We start from the raw sequence: 21,272 nt of genomic DNA, 5'->3' as shown, positions 1-21,272 counted from the left end.
GCCGCATATTATCTAGCTCACTCACCTAACAACCGGTGTCGCTGGTTTGTACCGGAAGGATCTATTTATGTTTTATAAAGACGAACGGCTAGCGCTGTTCATCGACGGCTCGAATCTTTATGCGGCCGCAAAAGCACTGGGGTTTGACATCGACTACAAATTGCTGCGCCAGGAGTTCATGCGCCGCGGCAAGATGCTTCGTGCTTTTTACTACACAGCGCTGCTCGAAAATGACGAGTATTCGCCGATCCGTCCCTTGGTTGACTGGCTGCATTACAACGGCTTCACCATGGTGACAAAACCGGCAAAAGAATACACCGACAGCATGGGGCGTCGGAAAGTCAAAGGAAACATGGATATCGAACTGACTGTCGATGCCATGGAACTGGCGCCGCGCGTCGATCATATCGTGCTGTTTTCGGGCGATGGGGATTTCCGCCCGCTGATAGCCAGCCTACAACGTCAGGGCGTGCGCGTGTCGGTCGTCTCGACCATCCGCAGTCAGCCGCCGATGATCTCGGACGAGCTGCGCCGCCAGGCCGACAATTTCATCGAACTGGAAGACCTGCGCGACGTGATCGGGCGGCCTCCGCGTGAAATGCCGATGGAGCCGCGCAGCGTTGCCGCTGCTGGCGGACAGTAACGCCCCGAGCGCTCACCAAGCCGGGGAAAGAAACAGGCGCGGTCAGGGGATGGAAACCTGACCGCGCTTTTTTTAACTAAGAACAGGTGCTGAAAACGCCCTCTGGCTAGCACCGATTCATGTCAGGCAAATGACAATGTGGCGTCTGGACCAAGGCCGGGAAAAGACTTACCTGTGGCCTATGGAGATCGCGACATGACCAAGCCCACTCTGACCCTTTACCTTGCCGCTCCGCGTGGCTTTTGCGCCGGTGTGGACCGGGCGATCAAAATCGTCGAAATGGCGCTGCAGAAATGGGGTGCGCCGGTCTATGTGCGCCACGAGATCGTGCACAACAAGTTCGTCGTCGACGGGTTGCGCGCGCAGGGTGCGGTGTTCGTCGAGGAGCTGGACGAATGCCCCGATGACCGACCGGTGATTTTTTCGGCCCACGGCGTTCCGAAATCCGTGCCCTCGACGGCTGCGCAGCGCGAGATGATCTATGTCGACGCCACCTGCCCGCTGGTCTCGAAGGTCCATGTCGAAGCCCAGCGCCACGCCGATGCCGGGCTGCAGATGATCATGATCGGCCACAAGGGCCACCCTGAGACGGTCGGCACCATGGGCCAATTGCCCGACGGTGAGGTTCTGTTGGTCGAAACCGTCCAAGATGTGGCCACCGTGCAGGTGCGCGATCCGGACAAGCTGGCCTATGTCACTCAGACCACCCTGTCGGTGGACGACACCAAGGATATCGTGGCCGCGCTCGAGGCCCGGTTTCCGGCCATTGTCGGCCCGCACAAGGAAGACATCTGCTATGCCACCACCAACCGGCAGGAGGCCGTGAAGGCCGTGGCCCCGAAATCGGACGCTCTGCTGGTGGTCGGCGCACCGAACTCATCGAACTCGCGTCGTTTGGTCGAGGTCGCCTCGCGCGCCGGGTGCACCTATGCGCAACTGGTGCAACGTGCGACCGATATAGATTGGCGGGCGCTGGAAGGCATCTCATCCGTTGCCATCACCGCGGGCGCTTCGGCCCCCGAAGTGCTGGTCAACGAGGTGATAGACGCGTTCCGCGACCATTACGACGTCACCGTCGAACTGGTCGAAACCGCCGTTGAAAACGTCGAATTCAAGGTCCCTCGCGTTCTGAGGCAACCCGCATGAGAGGCATTCCAAGGGCCCCATTGGTCCTGGGACTGGCCGGGCTGATTCCGTTCATCTGGGGCGCGCTGACCTATCTAAGCGATGATCTGCACGCCTGGGGAACACAGGCGCTTGGATCGCGCTTTGTGGGGCCGTATGTGCAGCTGTTTTACGGTTCGGTAATCCTCAGCTTTATGTCGGGTGTCCTGTGGGGGTTCGCCACCAAGACCTCGGGCAGCAAGGCGGCGACCTGCTATCTGCTGTCGGTTCTGCCCGCGCTGTGGGTTTTCTTCAAAACCGGCGGCGGTCCGGTCAGCACCGGCATCAACCTGATGTACGGATTTGCCGGAGTACTGGTTCTGGACGCCCTCTTTGCCTATTGGCGCCTGACCCCAACCTGGTGGTTGCGGCTGCGCGTGACACTGACCGCCATCGTACTGGCCTGCCTTGCCGTGGGAGTTTACCTGTGAGCGACAAAAGAACCATCAACGCCTATACGACCCGCGTGGCAGACTATCTTCAGGTCCCCCTGCCCCCGGAACAGATCGAGGCCCGCATGGCCTTTGCCGAGGCCGTCGGCGCGGGTCACATTCTGGATCTCGGCGCGGGCCCCGGATCCGACAGCGGATTTTTCATGCGCGAGGGCCTGACGGTACGGGCATTGGACGCAACTCCGGCCTTTGTCGAACACGCCCGTGAAAACGGCGTTGATGCGCATCTGGGCACGTTTGACGACGTGACCGAAGAGGCCGAGTATGACGGCATCTATTGCAGCTTTTCCCTGCTGCACGCCCCCCGCGCAGACTTCCCGCGCCATCTGGCGGCGATTCACCGGGCGCTGAAACCCGAGGGTATCTTGTTCCTTGGCCTGAAACTGGGCACGGGCGAACATCGCGACGAACTGGATCGCTACTATACCTATTTCTCACAGACCGAGATCGAAGAGGCGCTGGAACAGGCTGGTTTCATCATCGACCGGATCACCACCGGCATGGGCACCGGTCTGGCCGGGTCTTATGACGGGTTCATTCTGGTGCTGGCCCATGCCTGAGCTGTTTGCCTATACCGATGGCGCCTGTTCCGGCAATCCCGGCCCCGGCGGCTGGGGCGTGCTGCTGCGCGCGACCGACGGCGACAAAGTCCTGAAAGAGCGCGAGCTGAAGGGCGGCGAGGCCGAGACCACCAACAACCGCATGGAACTTCTGGCCGCAATCAGCGCGCTGGAAACGCTGGAGCGTTCGTCCAAGATCACCGTTGTCACCGACAGCGCTTATGTGAAAAACGGCGTCACCGGCTGGATTTTCGGGTGGAAGCGGAACGGCTGGAAAACCTCGAACAAGAAACCGGTCAAGAATGTCGATCTGTGGCAGCGGCTGGATGAGGCGCAGACCCGCCATGATGTGACCTGGGAATGGGTCAAGGGCCACGCCGGTCACCCCGAAAACGAAAAAGCCGATGAACTGGCCCGCGCGGGCATGGCGCCGTTCAAGCCGAAAAAGGCGCAGACGTGAGCGGGCTGGCCCTGCTGGACTATGCCTCGGTTCTGGTATTTGCCCTGACCGGCGCATTGGTCGCCAGCCGGGCACAGCTGGATCTGGTGGGGTTTGCCTTCATCGCCTGCCTGACGGCAGTGGGCGGCGGCACGGTACGGGACCTGCTGTTGAACCGGGATTCGATCTTTTGGGTCGGGCAGCCTGACTATATCCTCATCGCTGTCGGCGCAGCAGTTCTGGTGTTCTTTACCGCCCATCTGGTCGAAAGCCGCTATAACTGGCTGATCTGGCTGGACAGTTTCGCCCTGTCCGTCGCCGTGGCCGCCGGTACAGGTGCCGCGCTGTCGCTGGGCCAATCGGGCGTGATTGTCGTGTTGATGGGCATCTCAACCGGCTGTCTGGGCGGGCTGATGCGCGACGTGGTCTGCAACGAGGTACCATTGGTTCTGAAACAGGGTGAGCTGTATGTCTCCTGCGCATTTGCAGGCGCGCTGACCGCCGTGGTGGCAGACCGTCTTGGGTTTGAGGAACTTTTGGCGCTGGCCGCCTGTGCGTTGATCTGCTGGGCCTTGAGGGCCGGGTCGCTGATGTTTGGCTGGCAGTTGCCCGTCTACAAAAGCCGACCGCCGCGCCAGTAGCTGAACAAAATAACGCGCGTTTGTGGTTCAGCGCCCTGCGTGGCACGATACAGCTTTCCGTTCTCATCATGAGCCGTCACGGAGAGTGCCCATGGATATGAAGAAAACGCTCGAAGATTTTGACGCCGCCTATAACGAGGCCTTCAATCGCGGTGATGCAGAAGGCTGCGCTGCATTCTTTACCGAGGACATTATGCTTTTGCCACCCGGCGAGCCTATGACGCGCGGCAAGGCAGCTTTTCTTGAAACTTACCGATCCCGGATCAAAGAAAACGCCGGAGGCACGCATAAAAACGAATTGATCGATTTCGGGGTCAGCGGGGATACGGCGTATCAGGTCGGGACTTATGCCATCGAAGACTCGGACCCTCCGGAACAGGGGAAATTCGTCAACGTCCTGCAACGCCAGCCCGACGGGACGTGGAAGGTCAAGATTTCCATCTTCAACAGCGATTTGCCCTGATTTCACACCTTTTCGGTGTCAGGGTTCGACAGCAAAGCCCGTGTGCGTCAGCGTGACAGCAACCGCCCGCCGATTTCCTTGACGAATTTCGCTGCCACCATCGCGGTCATCCCGTACGGGTCGCGGTGCGGGTTCAACTCGACAATATCCGCGCCGACCAACTGGCCTTTGAACCGGTGGATCAGGTTGATCACCTCACGCGTGCTGAGCCCGCCGGGTTCATGATGCGACACGCCCGGCGCAAAGGCCGGATCCAGAGCGTCCAGATCAAGCGACAGATAGACCGGGCCGTCAAAACTGATCTCAAGATCGGGGTGCCAGTTCTGCATGTCGATCACCTCAACCCCGAACTTGTCGGCCTGTTCCTGCTGGTGCTTGTTCATGGTGCGGATGCCGACCTGAACCAGACGGTTGATCTGACAGGTCTCCATCACCCGCGCGAATGGGCAGCCATGGCCCAGCGGGCCGATCTGCTGACTGTCATAGAGATCGGGGTGCGAGTCGATATGCAGGATGTTCAGCCCCTCATACCGCTCGGCATGCGCCTTGATCAGCGGAAAGGCCACCGAGTGATCGCCACCCAGCGACAACAGCCGCGCACCGGTTTCGATGCGCATAGCTGCCCCGGCCTCGATCCGGTCGATCGGCTCCTGTCCAGCCATCTCGAACACATCCAGGTCGCCTGTGTCCTTGAAACGGTCGGTCGCGCCCAGATCGGTGCCATCCTCGGCTGTCAAGTTGGCCGCCCCGGAATGCAGCGCCTCACGGATGCGGCCCGGCGCAAAGGCAGGCCCCTGCAGGAACGAGGAATGCAGGTCCAGCGGCACCCCCATCAGGGCGACGTCACCGGGGTTCAAGTCATTTGACATGGCGGGTCTTTCGGATTGAAAGTTTCGGCGATCTGGCCGATAACCCGCCCGAAGGTCAAGAGGTTAGCGACGCAGATAGGTTTGCCAGATCCAGATCACCAGCAACGCGCCCAACACGGCGCCGACAAAGCCCGACAGCCAGCCCGCCACAGTGATCAGTGCGCGCAGCAGGAAGCCGCCCACCAGCGCACCCACAATGCCGATCAGCATGGTCGTGGGGATGTCGGCCTCGATCCGCATCAGGCGGGTGGCCAGAAATCCGGCGGCGGCTCCGATAACGATCAGGGCGATGACGGGCACGTTATTTCCTCCAATGCGTCGGCACGATGATCAGCGCCCCGACGGATGAGATTACGGCGTTCAGGCCGGGCGGGCCAAAGCTGATGCCGAACATGATGCGGACGAAATAGAACAGGAAAGCACCGCCCACGCAAATGATGATCGAGGGCAGGTATCCGTTATGCGTGAACCCGGTTTTTTCGGACAGATATCCCACGATACCGGCAATCACGACGGTGCCCATCAGGACCATGAACATCTGGCTTACTCCGAATTCAGGCGGGTTCCGGCCGCGACCGGCCAGCCCCTCAGGAAGGTTTCCGCATCCTGCGCACCCTTCCCTGCCCGCTGCAAGCGCAACAGGTCAATCGCCCCCTCGCCACACGCCACGCGAAGTGTGTCGTTCAGAACCTCTCCGGGCGCGCCCTGCCCGTCGGCCAATGTTGAGGCCAGCAGTTTCACCCGGTCGCCCGAAATCTCGGTCCAGGCACCGGGGAAAGGTGACAGGCCGCGGATTTGGCGATCAACCTCAACAGCGGGGCAGGTCCAGTCCACCTGCGCCTCAGCCTTGTCGATTTTCGAGGCATAGGTGATACCGTCCTCGGGCTGAGGTTCGGGTGTCAGTTCCGACAGACGGGCCAGAGCCTCGACGATCAGATCGGCCCCCATGGGCGCAAGCCGGTCATGCAGCTGCGCCGTAGTTTCCTGCGGCCCGATATCGGTGGCCTGCCGCAGCAGGACAGGCCCGGTGTCCAGCCCGGCCTCCATCTGCATGATGCAGATACCGGTCTGCGCATCCCCCGCCATAATCGCGCGATGGATCGGCGCGGCACCGCGCCAGCGCGGCAGCAGGCTGGCGTGGATGTTCAGGCAGCCATGCGTGGGCGCATCCAGAATGGGTTGCGGCAGCAGCAACCCATACGCCACGACCACCGCAACGTCGGCTTTCAGATCGGCAAAGGCGGCCTGTTCCTCGGGGGATTTCAGCGAAACCGGATGGCGGACGGTCAGGCCCAAGGCCTCGGCCCGTGCATGAACGGGCGTCGGGCGATCTTTCTTGCCCCGCCCCGCCGGACGCGGGGGCTGGCAGTAGACGGCGGCTATCTCATGCCCGGCCTCGACCAGCGCGTCCAGCACCGGCACCGAGAAATCGGGTGTTCCCATGAAAACAACGCGCATGGTCACCCCAGTTTCCTGGCTTTTCGCAGCAGCATGTCGCGTTTCACTTTGCTGAGCCGATCAAAATACATCCGGCCGTTCAGATGGTCGATCTGATGCTGCACGCTGGTGGCCTCGATCCCCACAAAGTCGCGGCGATCAATCATGCCCTGTTCGTTCAGGAATTTCACCGTCACCGCGCGGGGGCGTTTCACCTTGGCCGACACGCCGGGCAGGTTTGGGCTGGCCTCTTCATGCTCGCGCAGTTCGATCGAACTGTGCAGGATTTCAGGGTTCGCCAACCGCACCGCCTTGCCCCGCTCGGTCGAGCCATCCACAACCGCCAGCCGCAGCATCACCCCGATCTGGGGCGCAGCGAGGCCAACGCCGGGCATCGCCTCCATCGTGTCGATCATGTCCTCCCAGATGGCGCGGATGTCGTCAGTGATCTCGGCCACGTCCTCGGCCTTGGTCCGCAGGCGATTGTCGGGCCAGGGCAGGCAGGTACGGACGGTCATGCGCGGGCCTGTTCGCGTTTCAGCTTCTGCATCTTGCGCGTGATCATCTGACGTTTCAGCGGCTTGAGATAATCGATGAACAGCTTGCCGTTCAGATGATCGATCTCATGCTGCACGCAGGTCGCCCAAAGCCCGTCGAAAGACTCCTGCTGCAAATTGCCATCGCGATCCATCCACGTGACGTCGACCACTTTGGGCCGGGTCACCTCGGCGAATTGCTCAGGTATCGACAGGCAGCCTTCTTCATAGACGTTGGTTTCGTCCGAGGACGCAATGACCTCGGGGTTGAACATCACCAACGGGCGCGGGGTCTCACCTTCTTCCTTGACACAGTCCATTACGATCAGGCGATCCAGCACGCCGATCTGCGGTGCCGCCAGCCCGATACCGGGGGCGTCATACATCGTTTCCAGCATGTCGTCGGCCAGTTTGCGCAGCTCGTCCGACAGGTCGGCCACCGGGGCGCAGACCTTTTTCAGACGGGGGTCGGGATGGATCAGGATATTGCGTTTCATGGGCTTGATGTAGGCCATCCCGCCCCCCGCCGCAACGCCCCCCTTGCGCCTGCCGCAATTGTGGCTAGCTTTCCCCCAACAGACGGAGCAGACATGACTTTCAACGACCTGACCGACCGCCGCGGAACCAACAGTTCCAAATGGGACAAGATGGAGGACCTGTACGGCGTGTCGCCGCAGGACGGGCTGGCCATGTGGACGGCCGATTCCGACTATGCCACCGCACCCTGCGTGATCGAAGCGGTGCGCGAAGCGGCCGAACACGGTGTGTTTGGTTATTCCTGGACGCACCCCGATTATCTGGCCTCGGTCCAGTGGTGGATGAAGAACCGGCACGATTGGGACATCGACACCGATTGGGCGCTCACGTCACAGGGGTTGGGCAATGCCATCGCCCTATGTTTGGACGTCTGGACTGAACCCGGGGACGGGGTGGTGATCTTCACACCCGTCTACCATGAATTTGCCTACAAGGTGAATAAAACCGGTCGCCGCGTGGTCGAGTGTCCGCTGGCCCGAGAAGGCGACAGCTATGGCGTCGATCTGGAAGACGCACAGTCGCGGCTGGACGGATCGGAAAAGATGTTGCTGTGGTGCTCGCCGCAGAACCCCTCGGGGCGGGTCTGGACACCGGACGAACTGCGCGCCGTGGCCGCGTTTGCCGAACGGAACGGGCTGATCCTTGTTTCGGACGAGATTCACCACGATCTGGTCTATCCCGGCCACACGTTTGTGCCGATGGACGTGGCCGCCCCCGATGCGCGGCCGTGGACAGTGACGCTGACGGCAGCATCCAAGACGTTCAACATTGCAGGCCAGCGCACCGGCAACATGATCATCCCCGACCCCGAGCTGCGCGCGGCCATGCGCTATCGGCTGCACACGTTGGATTATGCACCCAGCGCGCTGGGTGTCGCCATGATCACCGCCGCCTATTCTCCGGCAGGCGCGGCTTGGGTCGATGAGCAGATCGCCCATCTGGACAGCAACCGAAAACTGTTCGACGCGGCCATCGCCGAAATCCCCGGCCTGTGGTCGATGCCCCTGCAGGCAACCTATCTGGCCTGGGTCGATTATTCAGGCACCGGCATGGATCACGATGAGTTCGTTCGCCGGCTACGCGAAGACGCCAGGATCGCCACCTCCTCCGGCCCCGGTTTCGGCCCGGGCGGAGAGAATTTCGAACGGTTCAACCTCGCCACCCAACGCGTGCGCGTGGAAGAGGCCTGCGCCCGCCTGAAACATGCATTTGCCGATTTGCAATAAGACCATGCGGCGGATCACCCGTATTGCCCTGCTGATCGGCCTGATGGGCGCGGCGTGGATTGGCTGGCATCGTTACGGCCCGCGCGCGCCCGCGCCGCCAATGGCCCCTGAGGCCACGCAGATCGACCATATCCTGATCGAGAAATCCGCCCGCCGACTGACCGCATCTCTGGACGGTGCAATTGTCATGCAGGCGGATGTGGCCTTGGGGTTCGAGCCCGAAGGCGATAAACAGCAGGAAGGTGACGGCAAGACCCCGGTTGGGATATTTCGGATCGACCGGCGCAATCCGCAGAGCGCTTTTCACCTCTCACTCGGGATCAACTACCCCTTACCCGAAGATATCGACCGCGCCCAAAGTCAGGGCATTGATCCCGGCGGAGACATCTTCATCCACGGGCAACCGAACGGCGTCGCAGGTCTGACATTGCCCGGAGACTGGACGGCGGGCTGCATCGCCCTGCCAAATGCCGAGATGACGCAGCTTTGGAGCCTGACACGCAACGGCACAGTGGTTGAAATCCGCCCCTAGTTGCCCCCTAGTCCTCATACCCCAGCAACGCGATCGGAGCGTCCGGCGCGCGGTAGAAATCCAGCGGAGCCTTGTCGGCGGCGGCGGTACTGCGCTTGAACTCGTAACGCATCTCACCCGCTTCCTCGTCATCCGCGATGATCAGGCATTGGTAGAGGTGGCGCGCGCCATCGTAGATATCGACCAGCCCGCGCAGTTGTGGCGTGGTTTCGGCCTCAACCGTAAAACCATCTTTCCACAATCTCAGAATTTTAAAGGTATTGTCGCCAAATTCGACGCGAAGGCGGCTGGTTTTCTTTAATCCCGCGATTCGCGCCGCATACAATTCGGCGCTCATCTCCTTAGAAACATAGGTTGTCATAATAAATTCCCCCCGGAAAACGGACTCCATTGTGCGGCATTGACTGTAAAAATCCAGTGAAGACGGTCACATAGCGTGGCAGCAATTCGATCTGTTGCGCGGAAATCTCAATCCGGCTTGTGCACCCACGCAGACTTGGTGCGCGGTACCTGACGTGGGAAGGCCCCTTTCGGAACCCTATGTTTGCCGAAACGTATAAGCGGAGGATACGCAATGGGCCTGTTGGTCGACGGCAAATGGCACGACACCTGGTATGACACCAAATCCACCGGCGGCGCCTTCAAACGCAGCGCCGCGCAGTTTCGCAACTGGCTGACCGCCGATGGCAGCGTAGGCCCATCCGGTACGGGCGGCTTCAAGGCAGAGGCTGACCGCTATCACCTCTATGTCAGCCACGCCTGCCCCTGGGCGCACCGCACGCTGATCTTCCGCGAACTGAAAGGGCTGAGCGACCTGATCTCGGTCTCGGTTGTGCATCCGGACATGCTGGACAAGGGATGGACCTTCGAAACGGATGATTACGGTGCGACCGGGGATACGCTCTATGGCTTCGACTTCGCGCATCAGATTTATACCAAGGCCGACCCCGCCTATACGGGCCGTGTCACCGTGCCGATCCTGTGGGACAAACGGCAAGAGACCATCGTTTCCAACGAAAGCTCGGAAATCATCCGCATGTTCAACGCGGCCTTTGACGGGATCACCGGCAACACCGACGACTATTGGCCCAAAGCGATGCGGGACGAGATCGAAAAGGTCAACGCGCGCATCTATTCCGACGTCAATAACGGCGTCTACAAAGCGGGCTTTGCCACCACCCAACAGGCTTATGACGCAGCCGTAACCCCGCTGTTCGACACGCTGGACTGGCTCGAAGATCGCCTGACCCGGAACCGCTACCTGATGGGCGACCGCGTGACCGAGGCAGACTGGCGCCTGTTCACCACCCTGATCCGCTTTGACCCGGTCTACCACCTGCACTTCAAATGCAACCGCCAGCGGCTGGTCGATTACCCGAACCTATGGGCCTATACCCGCGAGTTGTACCAGTGGCCGGGTGTCGCGGGGACCGTGAACATGACCCATATCGTGCGTCATTACCACTACAGCCACGACACGATAAACCCGCACCGGATCATCCCGGTGAACCCTGTTCTGGATTATCTGGAACCGCACAGGCGCGATCAGCGGCCCGCGGCGTAATGTTCGACCATCGCCGCCAGATCCTCTGGCGGCGTTGCGCTTTGCACATAGGCGCAGGCGTTGGGACTATGGGCAAAGATCGACCCGTCCGAGAAAAATGTGGTGTTGGTGACAAAGATCACCCGTGCCTCGGGGCGGCGGTAGCTGGCGAAATCGGCCACCGCCAGCGCGCTGCCGGTTTCCAGCACCAGATCCAGCACGATGATATCGAAATCCTGGCCATAAAGCGCAAGAATCGCGGCCTCTTGCCCCGGCACCAGCGTCACTTCGGCGCCGTGCCGTTCCAGATGCCTTTTCCAGACCCGCGCAAGATCGGGGTTACTCTCAACAATCAAAACATTCATTCGCAACAACCTCGGCCCATGATGTGGTGTCTGGTGCCGTCCCCCATTAATCGTGATCACGCTTAATCCTTAACAAAGTGTTAACGGCATCAGTTGGCGGCTCCGAACGGGCGGATTTGCTTGTATAAACGGCAAAAATCCGCTTGAAGCAGGCCGAAACAAGCGATTCCGGCGAGAAACCCCATGGCAGGCGATAACGAGAATTTGAACCCACGCGCCGCGCGCGATCATGGCGGGGGACTGGACGGGGCCATCGCCAGCTATGGCGGAACCCGCGCCGAATGGATGGACTTGTCCACCGGGATCAACCCGCACCCGTATCAGGTTAACGGCCTGATCCCCTCGGACTGGACCGAATTGCCCGATCACGGCGCGTTCGAACACCTGACAGAGGCCGCCCGACGGTTCTGGTCCGTTCCCAAAAGCGCGGCGATCCTGCCCGCGCCCGGCGCCTCGGCCGTGATTGCGCGCATTCCGGCACTTGCACCGAAGGGCCGAGTGCAGATCACGACGCCCACCTATAACGAACACGCCGCCGCCTTTGCCGCACAGGGTTGGTCCGTACAGCCCGACACTCCGGCCGAGGCCCGCGTTATCGTGCACCCGAACAACCCCGACGGGCGGATCTGGACCGAGGCGGACGCAAACGCCCCGCTGACCGTGATCGACGAGAGCTTTTGCGATGTCAGCCCCGAGGCGTCGCTGATCCATCTTGCTGCCCGGCCCGGCGTGATCGTACTGAAGAGCTTCGGCAAATTCTGGGGCCTGGCCGGATTGCGGCTGGGTTTCGCCATTGGTCAGCCTGACCTGATCTCGCGCTTGAACGACCTGACCGGACCCTGGGCCGTGTCCGGCCCCGCCCTGCGGATCGGAACACGCGCGTTACAGGACGATGAATGGGCCAAGGCCACCCGACGGCACCTGACCGCCGAGGCCGCCCGATTGGACGATCTGATAACCACCAAGGGCGCGACCCTTGTGGGCGGCACCACCCTGTTCCGCCTGTATGAGGTGGACAGCGCCGCCGGTTGGCAGGACCGACTGGCCCGCGCCCATATCTGGAGCCGCATCTTCCCCTATTCCAAAACCTACCTGCGGCTTGGCCTGCCCCCCGCTGACGGTTGGAGCAGGTTGGAGGCCGCGTTGTGAGCACGGCCTTCCTGCTCGTCTGTGCCATGTGCATGGACGCCGCTTTGGGTGAACCGGACTGGTTGTGGTCGCGGGTGAAACATCCGGCGGTGATGACGGGTAACCTAATCGGCTGGCTGGACCGGCGCCTGAATCATGGGGCGCAGCGGCAGTTGAAAGGTGTCGGTGTGGCGATCCTGCTGATTTGCGGCGCGCTGATTCTCGGGCGGCTGCTGACCCTGCTGGGACCGGTGGTTGAGATCGTCATCTGCGCCATCCTGCTGGCCCAGAAATCTCTGGTGACCCATGTGCGGGACGTGGGTGAAGGGCTGCGCGCATCGCTTGCCGAAGGGCGGGCGAAGGTCGCCATGATCGTCTCGCGCGACACGCGCGACATGACCGAGGCGCAGGTGGCCCGGTCCGCAATCGAAAGCGCCGCGGAAAACCTCAGCGACGGTGTCATCGCGCCTGTTTTCTGGTTTCTGGTCGCCGGGTTGCCGGGCCTGCTGATCTACAAGGCGGTCAACACCGCCGACAGCATGATCGGCTATCGCACCGAAAAATACCGCGACTTCGGCTGGGCCGCTGCCCGTCTGGACGATGTGCTGAACCTGATCCCGGCCCGCCTGACCTGCGTGATGATCGTGGCACTGTCGGGCCAATGGGCACGCTGGCCCGAGATGGTTGCGGATGCGCGCCGCCATATCTCGCCCAACGCCGGATGGCCCGAGGCAGCGATGGCCCGCGCCCTGAACGTCGCCCTTGCCGGCCCGCGCAGCTATGACGGCCAGGTTCGCGATCTGGCCTGGGTCAACGGCGGTGCTCCACGCGACATTGGCGCGCCGGAGGTTTTCCGCGCATGTGTCATGCTATGGAAGGTCTGGGGACTTGCGCTCGGCCTCGTGTCGGTGTGGGTTGGGCTCAACTTTATTTTCTGACGGAGCCACCATGCGCTTTCTCTCTGGCCTTGTTGCCGCCACCCTGTTCGCCTCGCCCGCCCTGGCCCAATGCGGCGGTGGGTTCAATGCCTTTGTCAAAGGCCTGAAGGGCGAGGCCGTCCAGCAGGGGTTCGACAAATCCACCGTCAATGCGTTCTTCAAGGGCGTGCAGCAGGACGGCGCGGTTCTGAAAGCGGACCGCGCGCAGGGCGTGTTCCAGAAACCGTTCATCGACTTTTCCCGCCACCTGATCTCGCAGAACAGGATCGATCGCGGTCAGGCCATGTCACGTAAATACGACGCGGTGTTCGACAGGATCGAAGCCGAATACGGCGTCTCGCGCGGGGTGCTTCTGGCCTTCTGGGCGTTTGAAACTGACTACGGCGCGTTTCAGGGCGATTTCAACACCCGCAATGCGCTGGTGACGCTGGCCCATGACTGCCGCCGCCCGGAATTGTTCCGCCCGCAGGTTTTCGCGGCGATTGAGCTGTACCAGCAGGGTAATTTCGACCCCGCCCGCACCACCGGCGCCTGGGCCGGAGAGATCGGCATGGTGCAGATGCTTCCGCGTGACATTATCGAAAACGGCGTGGATGCGGATGGTGATGGCAAGGTCTCGCTGAAAACCTCGGCCCCGGATGCCCTGATGTCGGGTGCCAAGATGCTGTCGCATCTGGGCTGGCAGCCCGGCCAGCCCTGGCTGCAAGAGGTCACAGTGCCCGCGCAGATGGACTGGTCGCTGTCCGGCCCCGGCAAACCGCGCCCGGTGTCCGAATGGCAAGCGATGGGCATTCAGGCGCGCAATGGGTCGCTGGCCAACCTGCCCGCCTCGCTGATCCTGCCGCAGGGGCACAACGGCCCTGCCTTTCTGGCCTATCCGAATTTCGATGTCTATTTCGAATGGAACCAGAGCTTTGTCTACGTCCTGACCGCCGCATATTTCGGCACGCGGCTTGAGGGCGCGCAGGTCTACAACGCGGGCAACCCGGCGCAGGGCCTGTCGGGCGCACAGATGAAGCAGCTACAGAGCAAGCTGCAGGCCCGAGGCTATGATGTCGGCAAGATCGACGGCATTCTTGGGGCTGGTACGCGGGCTGCGGTTCAGGCCGAACAGGCGCGGCTTGGGTTGCCAACGGATGCGTGGCCGACCGTGGAGTTGCTGAACAACTTGTGAGGCGAAACCTGCCGCGAGCCTGTAGTTCCGATTGCTGCAATTTGCAAAGGAACCAAGATGCGAAACGCGCCTCAAACTGAATTCAGGTAGCGATCAAAGACTGCCACAGTTGCCTCGTGCCCTTCGGCGAAAGCCCGAGCGGTCTCGCCCGCAAAGCAGACACCCGAAATGTCACCCGCACGGGCGTGAATATCAGCGCCTGCCAGAACAAGCGCTTCAACAGCCACGGGGTTCCACTCGGAGGCGGCCGTGATCAAAGGCGTCCATTTCAGGCGTTCCGATCGCTGCTCGATATCTGCACCCAAAACGACGCATCGCCTGATCACCTCGGCCAGCTCATTTGGATCAACGTCATCACATCTTCCAAACCCCAGACCATGCAAAACATTGGTTTTTGTCCCCAGCCCGAGATTCGGATCGGCGCCACGATCCAACAGCAGACGCACGACATCCAGCGACACACCGAACATACAAGACATAGCTTTATAGAGCGCTGTCGTCTGAAATTCACCGTGGGGCGTATTGATCTCCCAGTCCTCCAACGCCGCGACAACAGCTGCAACATTCCCATCAGAAATGGCGTCAAAAACCGGTGGATCCGGCTCGTACTCGCTCATGGCCTGTTCAGCGAGCAAGTCAGCAAGATCCTGATTGCTCGCCACTTCTTTCAACAGATCAAGCTGAGCGGCAAACTGCTCTAATTCCGGAATAGTTTCCCCGTACTCGGCAATTGCAACATCAAGCTCTCGCCGAAGCGCTTCTGCCTCTTCAGTTACGCCGGGGCCTTTGGTCGCCTGACTGACAAGGAAATCGGCAATTCGTTTTTGAAAATCATGCACATCCATAGGGCGGAGTGTAACCTTGACTATGTCAAAACTATGTTGCACCCGCCGACAACGCTCCAAACCGTCGATCAAAACTGGCGAAACCGATCCGGGGATTCGCGGGTTCACTCCGGCCGCACCGGATACCGATCCCCTTTCTCATCGATCAGGATCAGCCTCTCTCCACTGCGGACATACAAATCACACCGGCTAAACCCGTTGCGATAGGCGATGCAGACGCTGCCGTCCTCGGCGATGGAGTACGTGCCAAAGGCCGCGTCTCCGCTGGCGTAGGTATAGGAATAGGCCCCACCTGCCGAGAAAGCAGCCTGACCGTCATCGTAGAAGGTGAAGGTCTGGCCTGCTAACGCGTTCAGTTCCTCGGAGGACAGAGGCACATCTCCGGGTTTGGTCGGCCACTCGGCGGCGATGGCCGGGGTGGCGGTCAGCAGGGCAAGGATCAGAAATCGGGTCATACGGCCAGCTTACCCTGTGGGGCCGCCAGATGGTCATAACGTTGCGGTGAGCGGTCAGGCCACCATCTGTTCGGCCTTTTTCAGGTCGACCGAGACCAGTTGGCTGACGCCCTGTTCCTGCATGGTTACGCCGAACAGCCGGTCCATCCGCGCCATCGTCACCGCGTGATGGGTGATGATCAGGAACCGCGTGTCGGTCTGGCGGCACATCTCGTCCAGCAGATCGCAGAACCGGGTCACGTTGGCGTCGTCCAGCGGCGCGTCGACCTCATCCAGCACACAGATCGGCGCCGGATTGGCGAGGAAGACGCCAAAGATCAGCGCGGTCGCGGTCAGGGTCTGTTCACCGCCCGACAACAGGCTGAGGGTCGACAGCTTCTTGCCCGGCGGCTGGCACATGATCTCAAGCCCCGCATCCAGCGGATCGTCGCTTTCGACCATGACGAGATTGGCTTCACCGCCACCAAACAGGTGTTTGAACAGCATCGCAAAGTTCGAGTTCACCTGCTCGAACGCGGTCAGCAGACGCTCGCGCCCTTCGCGGTTGAGGCTGGCGATGCCGCTCCGCAGCGCCTTGATCGCCTCTTCCAGATCGGCCTTTTCGGTGTTCAGAGTGTCAAACTCTTCCTGAACTTCCTTGCTGTCCTCTTCGGCGCGCAGGTTCACCGCCCCCATCGCATCGCGCTGACGTTTGTGGCGGTTGACTTCAGCCTCCAGCGCATCCGCAGCAGGCATCTGATCCGGGTTCACGTCCAGTTGGTTCAGCAACTGGTTCGGCGTCAGCTGCTGATCTTCGGCAATCCGTTCGGCCGCAGCGGATACGCTTTCCTTGGCCGCATCACACCGTGCTTCAGCTGCTGCCCGGGTCTCACGCGCCTCCGAGGCCAGACGTTCCGCATCCCGCTCGGCCAGCACGACCTCTCGTTGTTGGGTTTCGGCCTCGGCCAGCTTGTCGGCGGCCTCTGCCCGGCGGGCCTCGGCGGCTTCGATCAGTTCGTTCAGCTCTTCCCGCGCCTCGGCGATCTCGGCAGGGGCGGCCATGGCTTCGGATAGCTCCTCTTCCGAGCTTTCCTTGCGTTCCGCCAATTCGGAAATCCGTTTCTCGGCCGTTTCCAGGCGGTGCTTCCAGCCGCTGAGGTCCTTGGTCACCTCCTGCGTGCGGCGGGTGCGGGCCTCACCCTCGCGGCGCAGCTCGTCATGGGTCGAGCGGTGAGTCAGCATGGTGATCCGCGCCGCCTCTACCGTCTGCTTGATATCCTCGACCTGCGAACGGGCGCTGTCGAGATCACCCAGACCGGCCAGCGCGCCCTCAGCCTCGCGCAGTTGCGCGCGGGCGGACATGGCGTCTTCCTTGTGGCGGTCGACGGCAAGGGTCAGGGTCTCCAGCTTGCCCTGCGCCAGATTGCGGTCGGCCTCGGCGCGGCTGAGCTGACGCGCGGTTTCAGCCATGCGTTGATCGGCGGCGCGGCGGGCCTCGCGCGCGCGGCGGTCGGCTTCGGTCACGTCGGCCAGTTGCTGCGACAGCGCCTCGTGCGCGGCGCGGGCACCTTCTGCCTGCGCTTCGGTCCGGGCAAGCTCCTGTTTCAGTGCTTCCAGCTTATTGAGTTGCTCCAAACGCAAGGCCGCCGCACTGGGCGCATCCTCGGCCCAGGCGCGGAACCCGTCCCAACGCCACAGATCGCCCGAGCGCGACACCAGCCGCTGACCGGGTTTCAACGAGGCTTGCAGTCGCGCGCCCTGATCCGCATCGACCAATCCGATCTGCGCAATCCGGCGGCTGAGACGATCCGGCCCCGAAACATGCAATGCCAGCGGCTCAACCCCGTCCGGCAGATGCTGGTCGGCGTCGTAACCCGCAACCTGCACCCAGCCCGAGGGGCCATCCCCTTCGACCAGAGGTGCGCGCAGATCATCGGCCAGAGCCGCGCCCAAAGCCTTTTCATAGCCAGGCTCCACGCGCAGCAGGTCCAGCACCTGCCCGCCCTCAGCCGTGTCGCGCTCGACCAGCTTGGCCAGAGCGGTGGTTTCGGCGCGGATCGCGCCCAGTTCACCTTCGGCCTCGGACCGTTGTGCGCGGGCTTCGGCCTCGCGCGCCTGGGTGTCGTTGCGCAACTCGTCGGCGGCGGCCAGCGCCTCTTCGGCGGCTTCGGCGGCCTCGCGGGCTTCTTCTTCGCCCTCTTGTGCCGCCTCAAATGCTTCGCTGGCGCGGGTCAGGGCACCGCGCGCCTCATCCACGGCTGCACGTGCTTTTTCTTCTTCACCCTCGGACCGGGTCAACGTCTTGCGGCTGTCCTCGACCAGACGCTGCGCCGACTGGTGGCGGGCAACAAGCCGTGCCATGTCCTCGGTTTCCTGCGACAGATGATCTTCGCGGTTCTGCAAAACCGCGGCGGCTTCGTGGGCGATCTCGGCAGCCTCGGCAACCTTGTCTTCGTGGCCTTCGGCAGCCTTGGCCAGCTCGCGCGCTTCCCATTCCAAACGCTCGATCATCTGGCCTGCGTCGCGGTTCAGACCAGTCTCGCGTTCGATATCATGGGCCAACTGCTGAATGCGATTGGTCAGCGTTTCAATGGTCTGGCGGGCGCGGGTGTCCTGATCCGACAGTTGATCGCGCTGGACCTGCTGGCGTTGCAACACCGCCGCAGCAATGGCCTCTTCTTCGCGCAGCGGCGGCAGGGTTTCTTCGATCTCGGCGCGTTTTGTGGCGACGGCGCGGGCCTCAGCCTCGGCGCGGGACGCCTCGGTGATGCGGTCGCGCAGCTTTTCCTCGGCCTGCTGGCGGGCCATGTCGGCCTCTTTCCAGCGCCGGTACAGCAGCATGCCCTCGGCCTGCCGCAACTGTTCGCCAATCTCGCGATAGCGCGCGGCCTGACGGGCCTGACGGGCGAGTTGCGCCAGCTGACCACCAAGCTGTTCCAGTACGTCATCAACGCGGGTCAGATTGGCCTCGGTCCCCTTCAACTTCAGCTCGGCCTCGTGCCGACGCTGATACAGGCCAGAAATCCCGGCAGCCTCTTCCAGAATACGGCGACGGGCGCGGGGCTTTGCGTTGATCAATTCGGCGATGCGGTTCTGCCCCACCAGCGCGGGCGAATGCGCCCCGGTCGAGGCATCAGCGAACAGCATCTGCACATCGCGCGCCCGCACGTCCTTGCCATTGGTCTTGTAAGCACTGCCGACATCGCGCGTGATGCGACGTACGATTTCCAGCTGATCCGCGTCGTTGAACCCCGAAGGTGCCAGACGCTCCGAGTTGTCCATAGTCAGGACCACTTCGGCAAAATTACGGGCCGGGCGCGTGGCTGCCCCGGCAAAGATCACATCTTCCATCGCGCCGCCACGCATGGATTTGGGGCGATTTTCCCCCATCACCCAGCGCAACGCTTCCAGAAGGTTGGACTTGCCGCAGCCATTCGGCCCCACCACACCGGTCAACCCGTCCGCGATGATCAGATCGGTCGGATCGACAAAGCTTTTGAAGCCGGTGAGTTTGAGTTTGCTGAAGCGCAAAGGCAATAAGTCCTGTGATTCCTATAGCTGGAAGTCTGCGCAACGGATTGGGGTCGAGTCAACGGAGTTGCGCAGGATATGGGACATCAGGCCGACTTATCCACAATATCTTGCCGAAATACGCAGGAATGCGCGTATCTCAGTAGGGCGTACACTCAAATACCTGATATCCGTAGCCGCTGCCGATGTTTTCATAGATGCCGTAATCGACGCACTCGTAATTCGGGGTCGACACAGCCGTCAGCAGCAACCGTTCCCCCGCCTGTCGGTCGCAGCCCAGCACGCCCACGGTCACTGCCGCATCACCCAGCACATCCAGAATCGGACAGCCCGAGACCTGCGCCATAGCCAGCCCGGCCCGGTCGCGGATCGGACCCAGACGCGGGGCGTATTGAGTGTTGATCCGCACAGCCTCGGCCAGGTCTCCCCGCACGCGCACGTCAAACACACTGCCATTCACCGAAATACGGGTGGCAGGCACGTCGCGAAAGTAAGGCGTGCCGGCCGAACAGGCGGCCAGCACGAGGAGGGAAAGATACCGGATCATGCGCCCATACTTGCCGCAATATGGTTAACAGAACCTTTCCCGGCTCAGGTTCGCAGCACATCTCCCAACCGATGGATGCCTTCACGGATCGTATCCTCATCCGAGTTCGAGAAACTCAACCGGATCGTATTTGCCCCGGAACCATCCGGAAAGAAGGCCTGACCGGGGACAAAGGCGACCTTGACCGTGTCAAGCGCCCGCGCCAGCAGGTCGGCCCCGACCATCCCCTTGGGCAGTGTCAGCCAGATGAACATGCCGCCCTCGGGTTTGGTCCACTCGACCCCATCCGGCATGTGCCGTTGCAACGCGTCCAGCATGGCATCTCGGCGGGCCCCGTAGACGCGATGCAGCATCGGGATATGCGTGTCAAAGCAGGCCCGCGCCACCTCGTTAATGGCCATCTGATTGATCGTCGCCGAATGCAGATCGGCGGCCTGCTTCATCAGCACCAGTTGCGAGATCACCGGTTTGGCCGCCACGACCCACCCGACCCGCAATCCCGGAGACAGGGTTTTCGAGAAACTGCCGCAATAGATCGTCCGGCAGTTTTCAATCGATCCCTTGCGTGCCAGTTCCAGCGCAAGAACCGGCGGGATCGCCTCTCCTTCATAGCGCAGGGCCTGATAGGCCCCGTCCTCGATGATCGCGCAGTTAAGGTCCTCGGCCAGATCCAGCAGGGATTCGCGGCCACGAAGGTCCACGGTTTCTCCGGTCGGGTTGGCGAAGTCCGGCGAGAGATAGGCGAACTTTACTGCCCCCTCACCCGCCGCCGCCCTGTACTCCGCTGCGCCGCGGTTGCCGTTGATGCTGAGCCGGTCAAAACGTGGTTCATAAGCATTGAACGCCGCCAGCGCGCCCAGATAGGTGGGCCAGCCGACCAGTGCCGTGTCACCCGGCGACAGATAGAGCTTGCCAAGGTAGTCCAGCGCCTGCTGCGAGCCCGAGGTGATCAGGATATTGTCCAGATCACACTCGATACCGATCTGGCGCATGTGATCGACCAACCATTCGCGCAGCGGCACATATCCTTCGCTGACGGAGTATTGCAGCGCCTGCGCCTGGCTTTTGGGCCCCAACGCGTTCTGGAACGCCGTGGCAAAGCCATCCGCAGGAAACAGCGCCGGATCGGGAATGCCACCTGCAAAAGAAATGATCCCCGGCTGATCCAGCAGCTTGAGCAATTCGCGAATCTCGGACGCCTTCATCCGGGACGCCCGCGTGGCAAACAGGTCTTTCGTCGACATCGGTCTCCTCCTCTATGTCGGGCA

26 protein-coding genes are annotated in these 21,272 nt (G+C 61.8%); 13 read left to right on the top strand and 13 right to left on the bottom strand.

All coding sequences use genetic code 11. From position 1 onward, the window contains the following. Positions 1-67 precede the first annotated feature (67 nt). The 7 genes from ACR0NT_RS13840 to ACR0NT_RS13810 all read left to right on the top strand — a co-directional run bounded on the left by ACR0NT_RS13840 (position 68) and on the right by ACR0NT_RS13810 (position 4,362). Entirely contained in the window at positions 68-643 is a 576-nt protein-coding gene (locus ACR0NT_RS13840) for a LabA-like NYN domain-containing protein (RefSeq protein ID WP_058283597.1), read from the top strand. A gap of 195 nt (positions 644-838) precedes the next feature. Next, the gene (ispH, locus tag ACR0NT_RS13835; protein WP_170674054.1) at positions 839-1,789 is read left to right on the top strand and encodes a 4-hydroxy-3-methylbut-2-enyl diphosphate reductase; all 951 of its coding nucleotides are present in this window, start codon (positions 839-841) and stop codon (positions 1,787-1,789) included. Next, entirely contained in the window at positions 1,786-2,238 is a 453-nt protein-coding gene (locus ACR0NT_RS13830; RefSeq protein WP_170674056.1) for a DUF3429 domain-containing protein, read from the top strand. Before ispH ends, ACR0NT_RS13830 begins: the two co-directional genes overlap by 4 nt. Beyond that, on the top strand, positions 2,235-2,819 hold the full coding sequence (locus ACR0NT_RS13825; RefSeq protein ID WP_170674058.1) for a class I SAM-dependent methyltransferase: 585 nt from the start codon (positions 2,235-2,237) through the stop codon (positions 2,817-2,819). The genes ACR0NT_RS13830 and ACR0NT_RS13825 overlap by 4 nt, the downstream gene beginning before the upstream one ends. Beyond that, positions 2,812-3,279 (top strand): ribonuclease HI, encoded by a 468-nt coding sequence (gene rnhA, locus ACR0NT_RS13820; RefSeq protein ID WP_170448019.1) that lies wholly within the window; start codon positions 2,812-2,814, stop codon positions 3,277-3,279. Before ACR0NT_RS13825 ends, rnhA begins: the two co-directional genes overlap by 8 nt. Then, positions 3,276-3,899 carry a trimeric intracellular cation channel family protein gene (locus ACR0NT_RS13815; protein WP_170448016.1) on the top strand — a complete coding sequence of 208 codons (624 nt, stop codon included), beginning with the start codon at positions 3,276-3,278 and terminating at the stop codon, positions 3,897-3,899. Before rnhA ends, ACR0NT_RS13815 begins: the two co-directional genes overlap by 4 nt. Before the next feature lie 91 nt (positions 3,900-3,990). Continuing rightward, positions 3,991-4,362: a DUF4440 domain-containing protein gene (locus tag ACR0NT_RS13810; protein WP_170448013.1), complete on the top strand. Its 372-nt coding sequence runs from the start codon at positions 3,991-3,993 to the stop codon at positions 4,360-4,362. Between the two features lie 47 nt (positions 4,363-4,409). Here the strand turns inward: ACR0NT_RS13810 and speB are convergent, their stop codons facing one another. The 6 genes from speB to def (ACR0NT_RS13780) all read right to left on the bottom strand — a co-directional run bounded on the left by speB (position 4,410) and on the right by def (ACR0NT_RS13780) (position 7,701). Further along, on the bottom strand, positions 4,410-5,231 hold the full coding sequence (gene speB, locus ACR0NT_RS13805) for an agmatinase (protein WP_170448009.1): 822 nt from the start codon (positions 5,229-5,231) through the stop codon (positions 4,410-4,412). A 63-nt stretch (positions 5,232-5,294) separates the two neighbouring features. Beyond that, on the bottom strand, positions 5,295-5,531 hold the full coding sequence (locus ACR0NT_RS13800) for a GlsB/YeaQ/YmgE family stress response membrane protein (RefSeq protein ID WP_170333744.1): 237 nt from the start codon (positions 5,529-5,531) through the stop codon (positions 5,295-5,297). Position 5,532: 1 nt separating this feature from the next. Beyond that, positions 5,533-5,769, bottom strand: a complete 237-nt coding sequence (locus ACR0NT_RS13795; protein ID WP_170448006.1) for a hypothetical protein — start codon at positions 5,767-5,769, stop codon at positions 5,533-5,535. Between the two features lie 5 nt (positions 5,770-5,774). Next, positions 5,775-6,689, bottom strand: coding sequence for a methionyl-tRNA formyltransferase (gene fmt, locus ACR0NT_RS13790; RefSeq protein WP_170448117.1), 915 nt, complete (start codon positions 6,687-6,689; stop codon positions 5,775-5,777). 2 nt (positions 6,690-6,691) lie between these two features. Beyond that, complete coding sequence (gene def / locus ACR0NT_RS13785) at positions 6,692-7,186, bottom strand: peptide deformylase (RefSeq protein WP_170448004.1); 495 nt, start codon at positions 7,184-7,186, stop codon at positions 6,692-6,694. Next, positions 7,183-7,701: a peptide deformylase gene (gene def / locus ACR0NT_RS13780; RefSeq protein WP_170448116.1), complete on the bottom strand. Its 519-nt coding sequence runs from the start codon at positions 7,699-7,701 to the stop codon at positions 7,183-7,185. Before def (ACR0NT_RS13780) ends, def (ACR0NT_RS13785) begins: the two co-directional genes overlap by 4 nt. A gap of 93 nt (positions 7,702-7,794) precedes the next feature. Between def (ACR0NT_RS13780) and ACR0NT_RS13775 the strand changes: the two genes are divergently transcribed. After that, positions 7,795-8,967, top strand: coding sequence for a PatB family C-S lyase (locus ACR0NT_RS13775; RefSeq protein ID WP_170674060.1), 1,173 nt, complete (start codon positions 7,795-7,797; stop codon positions 8,965-8,967). A gap of 4 nt (positions 8,968-8,971) precedes the next feature. Then, a complete protein-coding gene (locus tag ACR0NT_RS13770; RefSeq protein ID WP_170674062.1) occupies positions 8,972-9,499 on the top strand; it encodes a L,D-transpeptidase family protein in 528 nt (175 codons plus the stop codon). Between the two features lie 7 nt (positions 9,500-9,506). On the opposite strand, the gene ACR0NT_RS13765 is transcribed toward ACR0NT_RS13770, so the two are convergent. Then, on the bottom strand, positions 9,507-9,860 hold the full coding sequence (locus ACR0NT_RS13765; RefSeq protein WP_170674064.1) for a hypothetical protein: 354 nt from the start codon (positions 9,858-9,860) through the stop codon (positions 9,507-9,509). Between the two features lie 213 nt (positions 9,861-10,073). On the opposite strand from ACR0NT_RS13765, the gene ACR0NT_RS13760 reads away from it, so the two are divergent. Further along, complete coding sequence (locus ACR0NT_RS13760) at positions 10,074-11,063, top strand: glutathione S-transferase family protein (RefSeq protein WP_170674066.1); 990 nt, start codon at positions 10,074-10,076, stop codon at positions 11,061-11,063. Here the strand turns inward: ACR0NT_RS13760 and ACR0NT_RS13755 are convergent. After that, positions 11,045-11,407, bottom strand: coding sequence for a response regulator (locus ACR0NT_RS13755; protein WP_170447988.1), 363 nt, complete (start codon positions 11,405-11,407; stop codon positions 11,045-11,047). The two genes, ACR0NT_RS13760 and ACR0NT_RS13755, sit on opposite strands and share 19 nt — an antisense overlap. Before the next feature lie 183 nt (positions 11,408-11,590). Here ACR0NT_RS13755 and cobD point away from each other — a divergent pair, with 183 nt between their 5' ends. From cobD to ACR0NT_RS13740, 3 genes are read left to right on the top strand one after another with little or no spacing between them, the layout of a single operon-like run. After that, positions 11,591-12,556 carry a threonine-phosphate decarboxylase CobD gene (cobD, locus tag ACR0NT_RS13750; protein WP_170447986.1) on the top strand — a complete coding sequence of 322 codons (966 nt, stop codon included), beginning with the start codon at positions 11,591-11,593 and terminating at the stop codon, positions 12,554-12,556. Further along, on the top strand, positions 12,553-13,473 hold the full coding sequence (gene cbiB / locus ACR0NT_RS13745) for an adenosylcobinamide-phosphate synthase CbiB (RefSeq protein WP_170674068.1): 921 nt from the start codon (positions 12,553-12,555) through the stop codon (positions 13,471-13,473). Before cobD ends, cbiB begins: the two co-directional genes overlap by 4 nt. A 10-nt stretch (positions 13,474-13,483) precedes the next feature. Then, on the top strand, positions 13,484-14,647 hold the full coding sequence (locus tag ACR0NT_RS13740; RefSeq protein ID WP_170674070.1) for a lytic murein transglycosylase: 1,164 nt from the start codon (positions 13,484-13,486) through the stop codon (positions 14,645-14,647). Between the two features lie 71 nt (positions 14,648-14,718). Here the strand turns inward: ACR0NT_RS13740 and ACR0NT_RS13735 are convergent, their stop codons facing one another. The 5 genes from ACR0NT_RS13735 to ACR0NT_RS13715 form a co-directional block, all read right to left on the bottom strand. Then, the gene (locus tag ACR0NT_RS13735) at positions 14,719-15,492 is read right to left on the bottom strand and encodes a hypothetical protein (RefSeq protein WP_170674072.1); all 774 of its coding nucleotides are present in this window, start codon (positions 15,490-15,492) and stop codon (positions 14,719-14,721) included. Positions 15,493-15,596: 104 nt separating this feature from the next. Next, positions 15,597-15,947 (bottom strand): hypothetical protein, encoded by a 351-nt coding sequence (locus ACR0NT_RS13730; protein ID WP_170674074.1) that lies wholly within the window; start codon positions 15,945-15,947, stop codon positions 15,597-15,599. A 54-nt stretch (positions 15,948-16,001) separates the two neighbouring features. Beyond that, a complete protein-coding gene (locus ACR0NT_RS13725) occupies positions 16,002-19,457 on the bottom strand; it encodes an AAA family ATPase (RefSeq protein ID WP_170674076.1) in 3,456 nt (1,151 codons plus the stop codon). A 139-nt stretch (positions 19,458-19,596) separates the two neighbouring features. Continuing rightward, positions 19,597-20,004, bottom strand: a complete 408-nt coding sequence (locus ACR0NT_RS13720; protein WP_170447967.1) for a hypothetical protein — start codon at positions 20,002-20,004, stop codon at positions 19,597-19,599. 44 nt (positions 20,005-20,048) lie between these two features. Then, positions 20,049-21,248 carry an aminotransferase-like domain-containing protein gene (locus ACR0NT_RS13715; RefSeq protein ID WP_170674078.1) on the bottom strand — a complete coding sequence of 400 codons (1,200 nt, stop codon included), beginning with the start codon at positions 21,246-21,248 and terminating at the stop codon, positions 20,049-20,051. Positions 21,249-21,272 lie beyond the last annotated feature (24 nt).

Source organism: Ruegeria sp. AB10, assembly GCF_056542745.1.
Note: the sequence above shows the minus strand (reverse complement) of the source record. Positions and strands in the feature narration are given on the sequence as shown.

Bases quoted from the DNA above. Each gene is read 5' to 3' on its own strand.
- ACR0NT_RS13840 (WP_058283597.1), top strand. From the start codon at position 68: ATGTTTTATAAAGACGAACGGCTAGCGCTGTTCATCGACGGCTCGAAT.
- ispH (WP_170674054.1), top strand. From the start codon at position 839: ATGACCAAGCCCACTCTGACCCTTTACCTTGCCGCTCCGCGTGGCTTT.
- ACR0NT_RS13830 (WP_170674056.1), top strand. From the start codon at position 1,786: ATGAGAGGCATTCCAAGGGCCCCATTGGTCCTGGGACTGGCCGGGCTG.
- rnhA (WP_170448019.1), top strand. From the start codon at position 2,812: ATGCCTGAGCTGTTTGCCTATACCGATGGCGCCTGTTCCGGCAATCCC.
- ACR0NT_RS13810 (WP_170448013.1), top strand. From the start codon at position 3,991: ATGGATATGAAGAAAACGCTCGAAGATTTTGACGCCGCCTATAACGAG.
- speB (WP_170448009.1), bottom strand. From the start codon at position 5,231: ATGTCAAATGACTTGAACCCCGGTGACGTCGCCCTGATGGGGGTGCCG.
- ACR0NT_RS13795 (WP_170448006.1), bottom strand. From the start codon at position 5,769: ATGTTCATGGTCCTGATGGGCACCGTCGTGATTGCCGGTATCGTGGGA.
- fmt (WP_170448117.1), bottom strand. From the start codon at position 6,689: ATGCGCGTTGTTTTCATGGGAACACCCGATTTCTCGGTGCCGGTGCTG.
- def (WP_170448004.1), bottom strand. From the start codon at position 7,186: ATGACCGTCCGTACCTGCCTGCCCTGGCCCGACAATCGCCTGCGGACC.
- def (WP_170448116.1), bottom strand. From the start codon at position 7,701: ATGAAACGCAATATCCTGATCCATCCCGACCCCCGTCTGAAAAAGGTC.
- ACR0NT_RS13775 (WP_170674060.1), top strand. From the start codon at position 7,795: ATGACTTTCAACGACCTGACCGACCGCCGCGGAACCAACAGTTCCAAA.
- ACR0NT_RS13770 (WP_170674062.1), top strand. From the start codon at position 8,972: ATGCGGCGGATCACCCGTATTGCCCTGCTGATCGGCCTGATGGGCGCG.
- ACR0NT_RS13765 (WP_170674064.1), bottom strand. From the start codon at position 9,860: ATGACAACCTATGTTTCTAAGGAGATGAGCGCCGAATTGTATGCGGCG.
- ACR0NT_RS13760 (WP_170674066.1), top strand. From the start codon at position 10,074: ATGGGCCTGTTGGTCGACGGCAAATGGCACGACACCTGGTATGACACC.
- ACR0NT_RS13755 (WP_170447988.1), bottom strand. From the start codon at position 11,407: ATGAATGTTTTGATTGTTGAGAGTAACCCCGATCTTGCGCGGGTCTGG.
- cobD (WP_170447986.1), top strand. From the start codon at position 11,591: ATGGCAGGCGATAACGAGAATTTGAACCCACGCGCCGCGCGCGATCAT.
- ACR0NT_RS13740 (WP_170674070.1), top strand. From the start codon at position 13,484: ATGCGCTTTCTCTCTGGCCTTGTTGCCGCCACCCTGTTCGCCTCGCCC.
- ACR0NT_RS13735 (WP_170674072.1), bottom strand. From the start codon at position 15,492: ATGGATGTGCATGATTTTCAAAAACGAATTGCCGATTTCCTTGTCAGT.
- ACR0NT_RS13730 (WP_170674074.1), bottom strand. From the start codon at position 15,947: ATGACCCGATTTCTGATCCTTGCCCTGCTGACCGCCACCCCGGCCATC.
- ACR0NT_RS13720 (WP_170447967.1), bottom strand. From the start codon at position 20,004: ATGATCCGGTATCTTTCCCTCCTCGTGCTGGCCGCCTGTTCGGCCGGC.
- ACR0NT_RS13715 (WP_170674078.1), bottom strand. From the start codon at position 21,248: ATGTCGACGAAAGACCTGTTTGCCACGCGGGCGTCCCGGATGAAGGCG.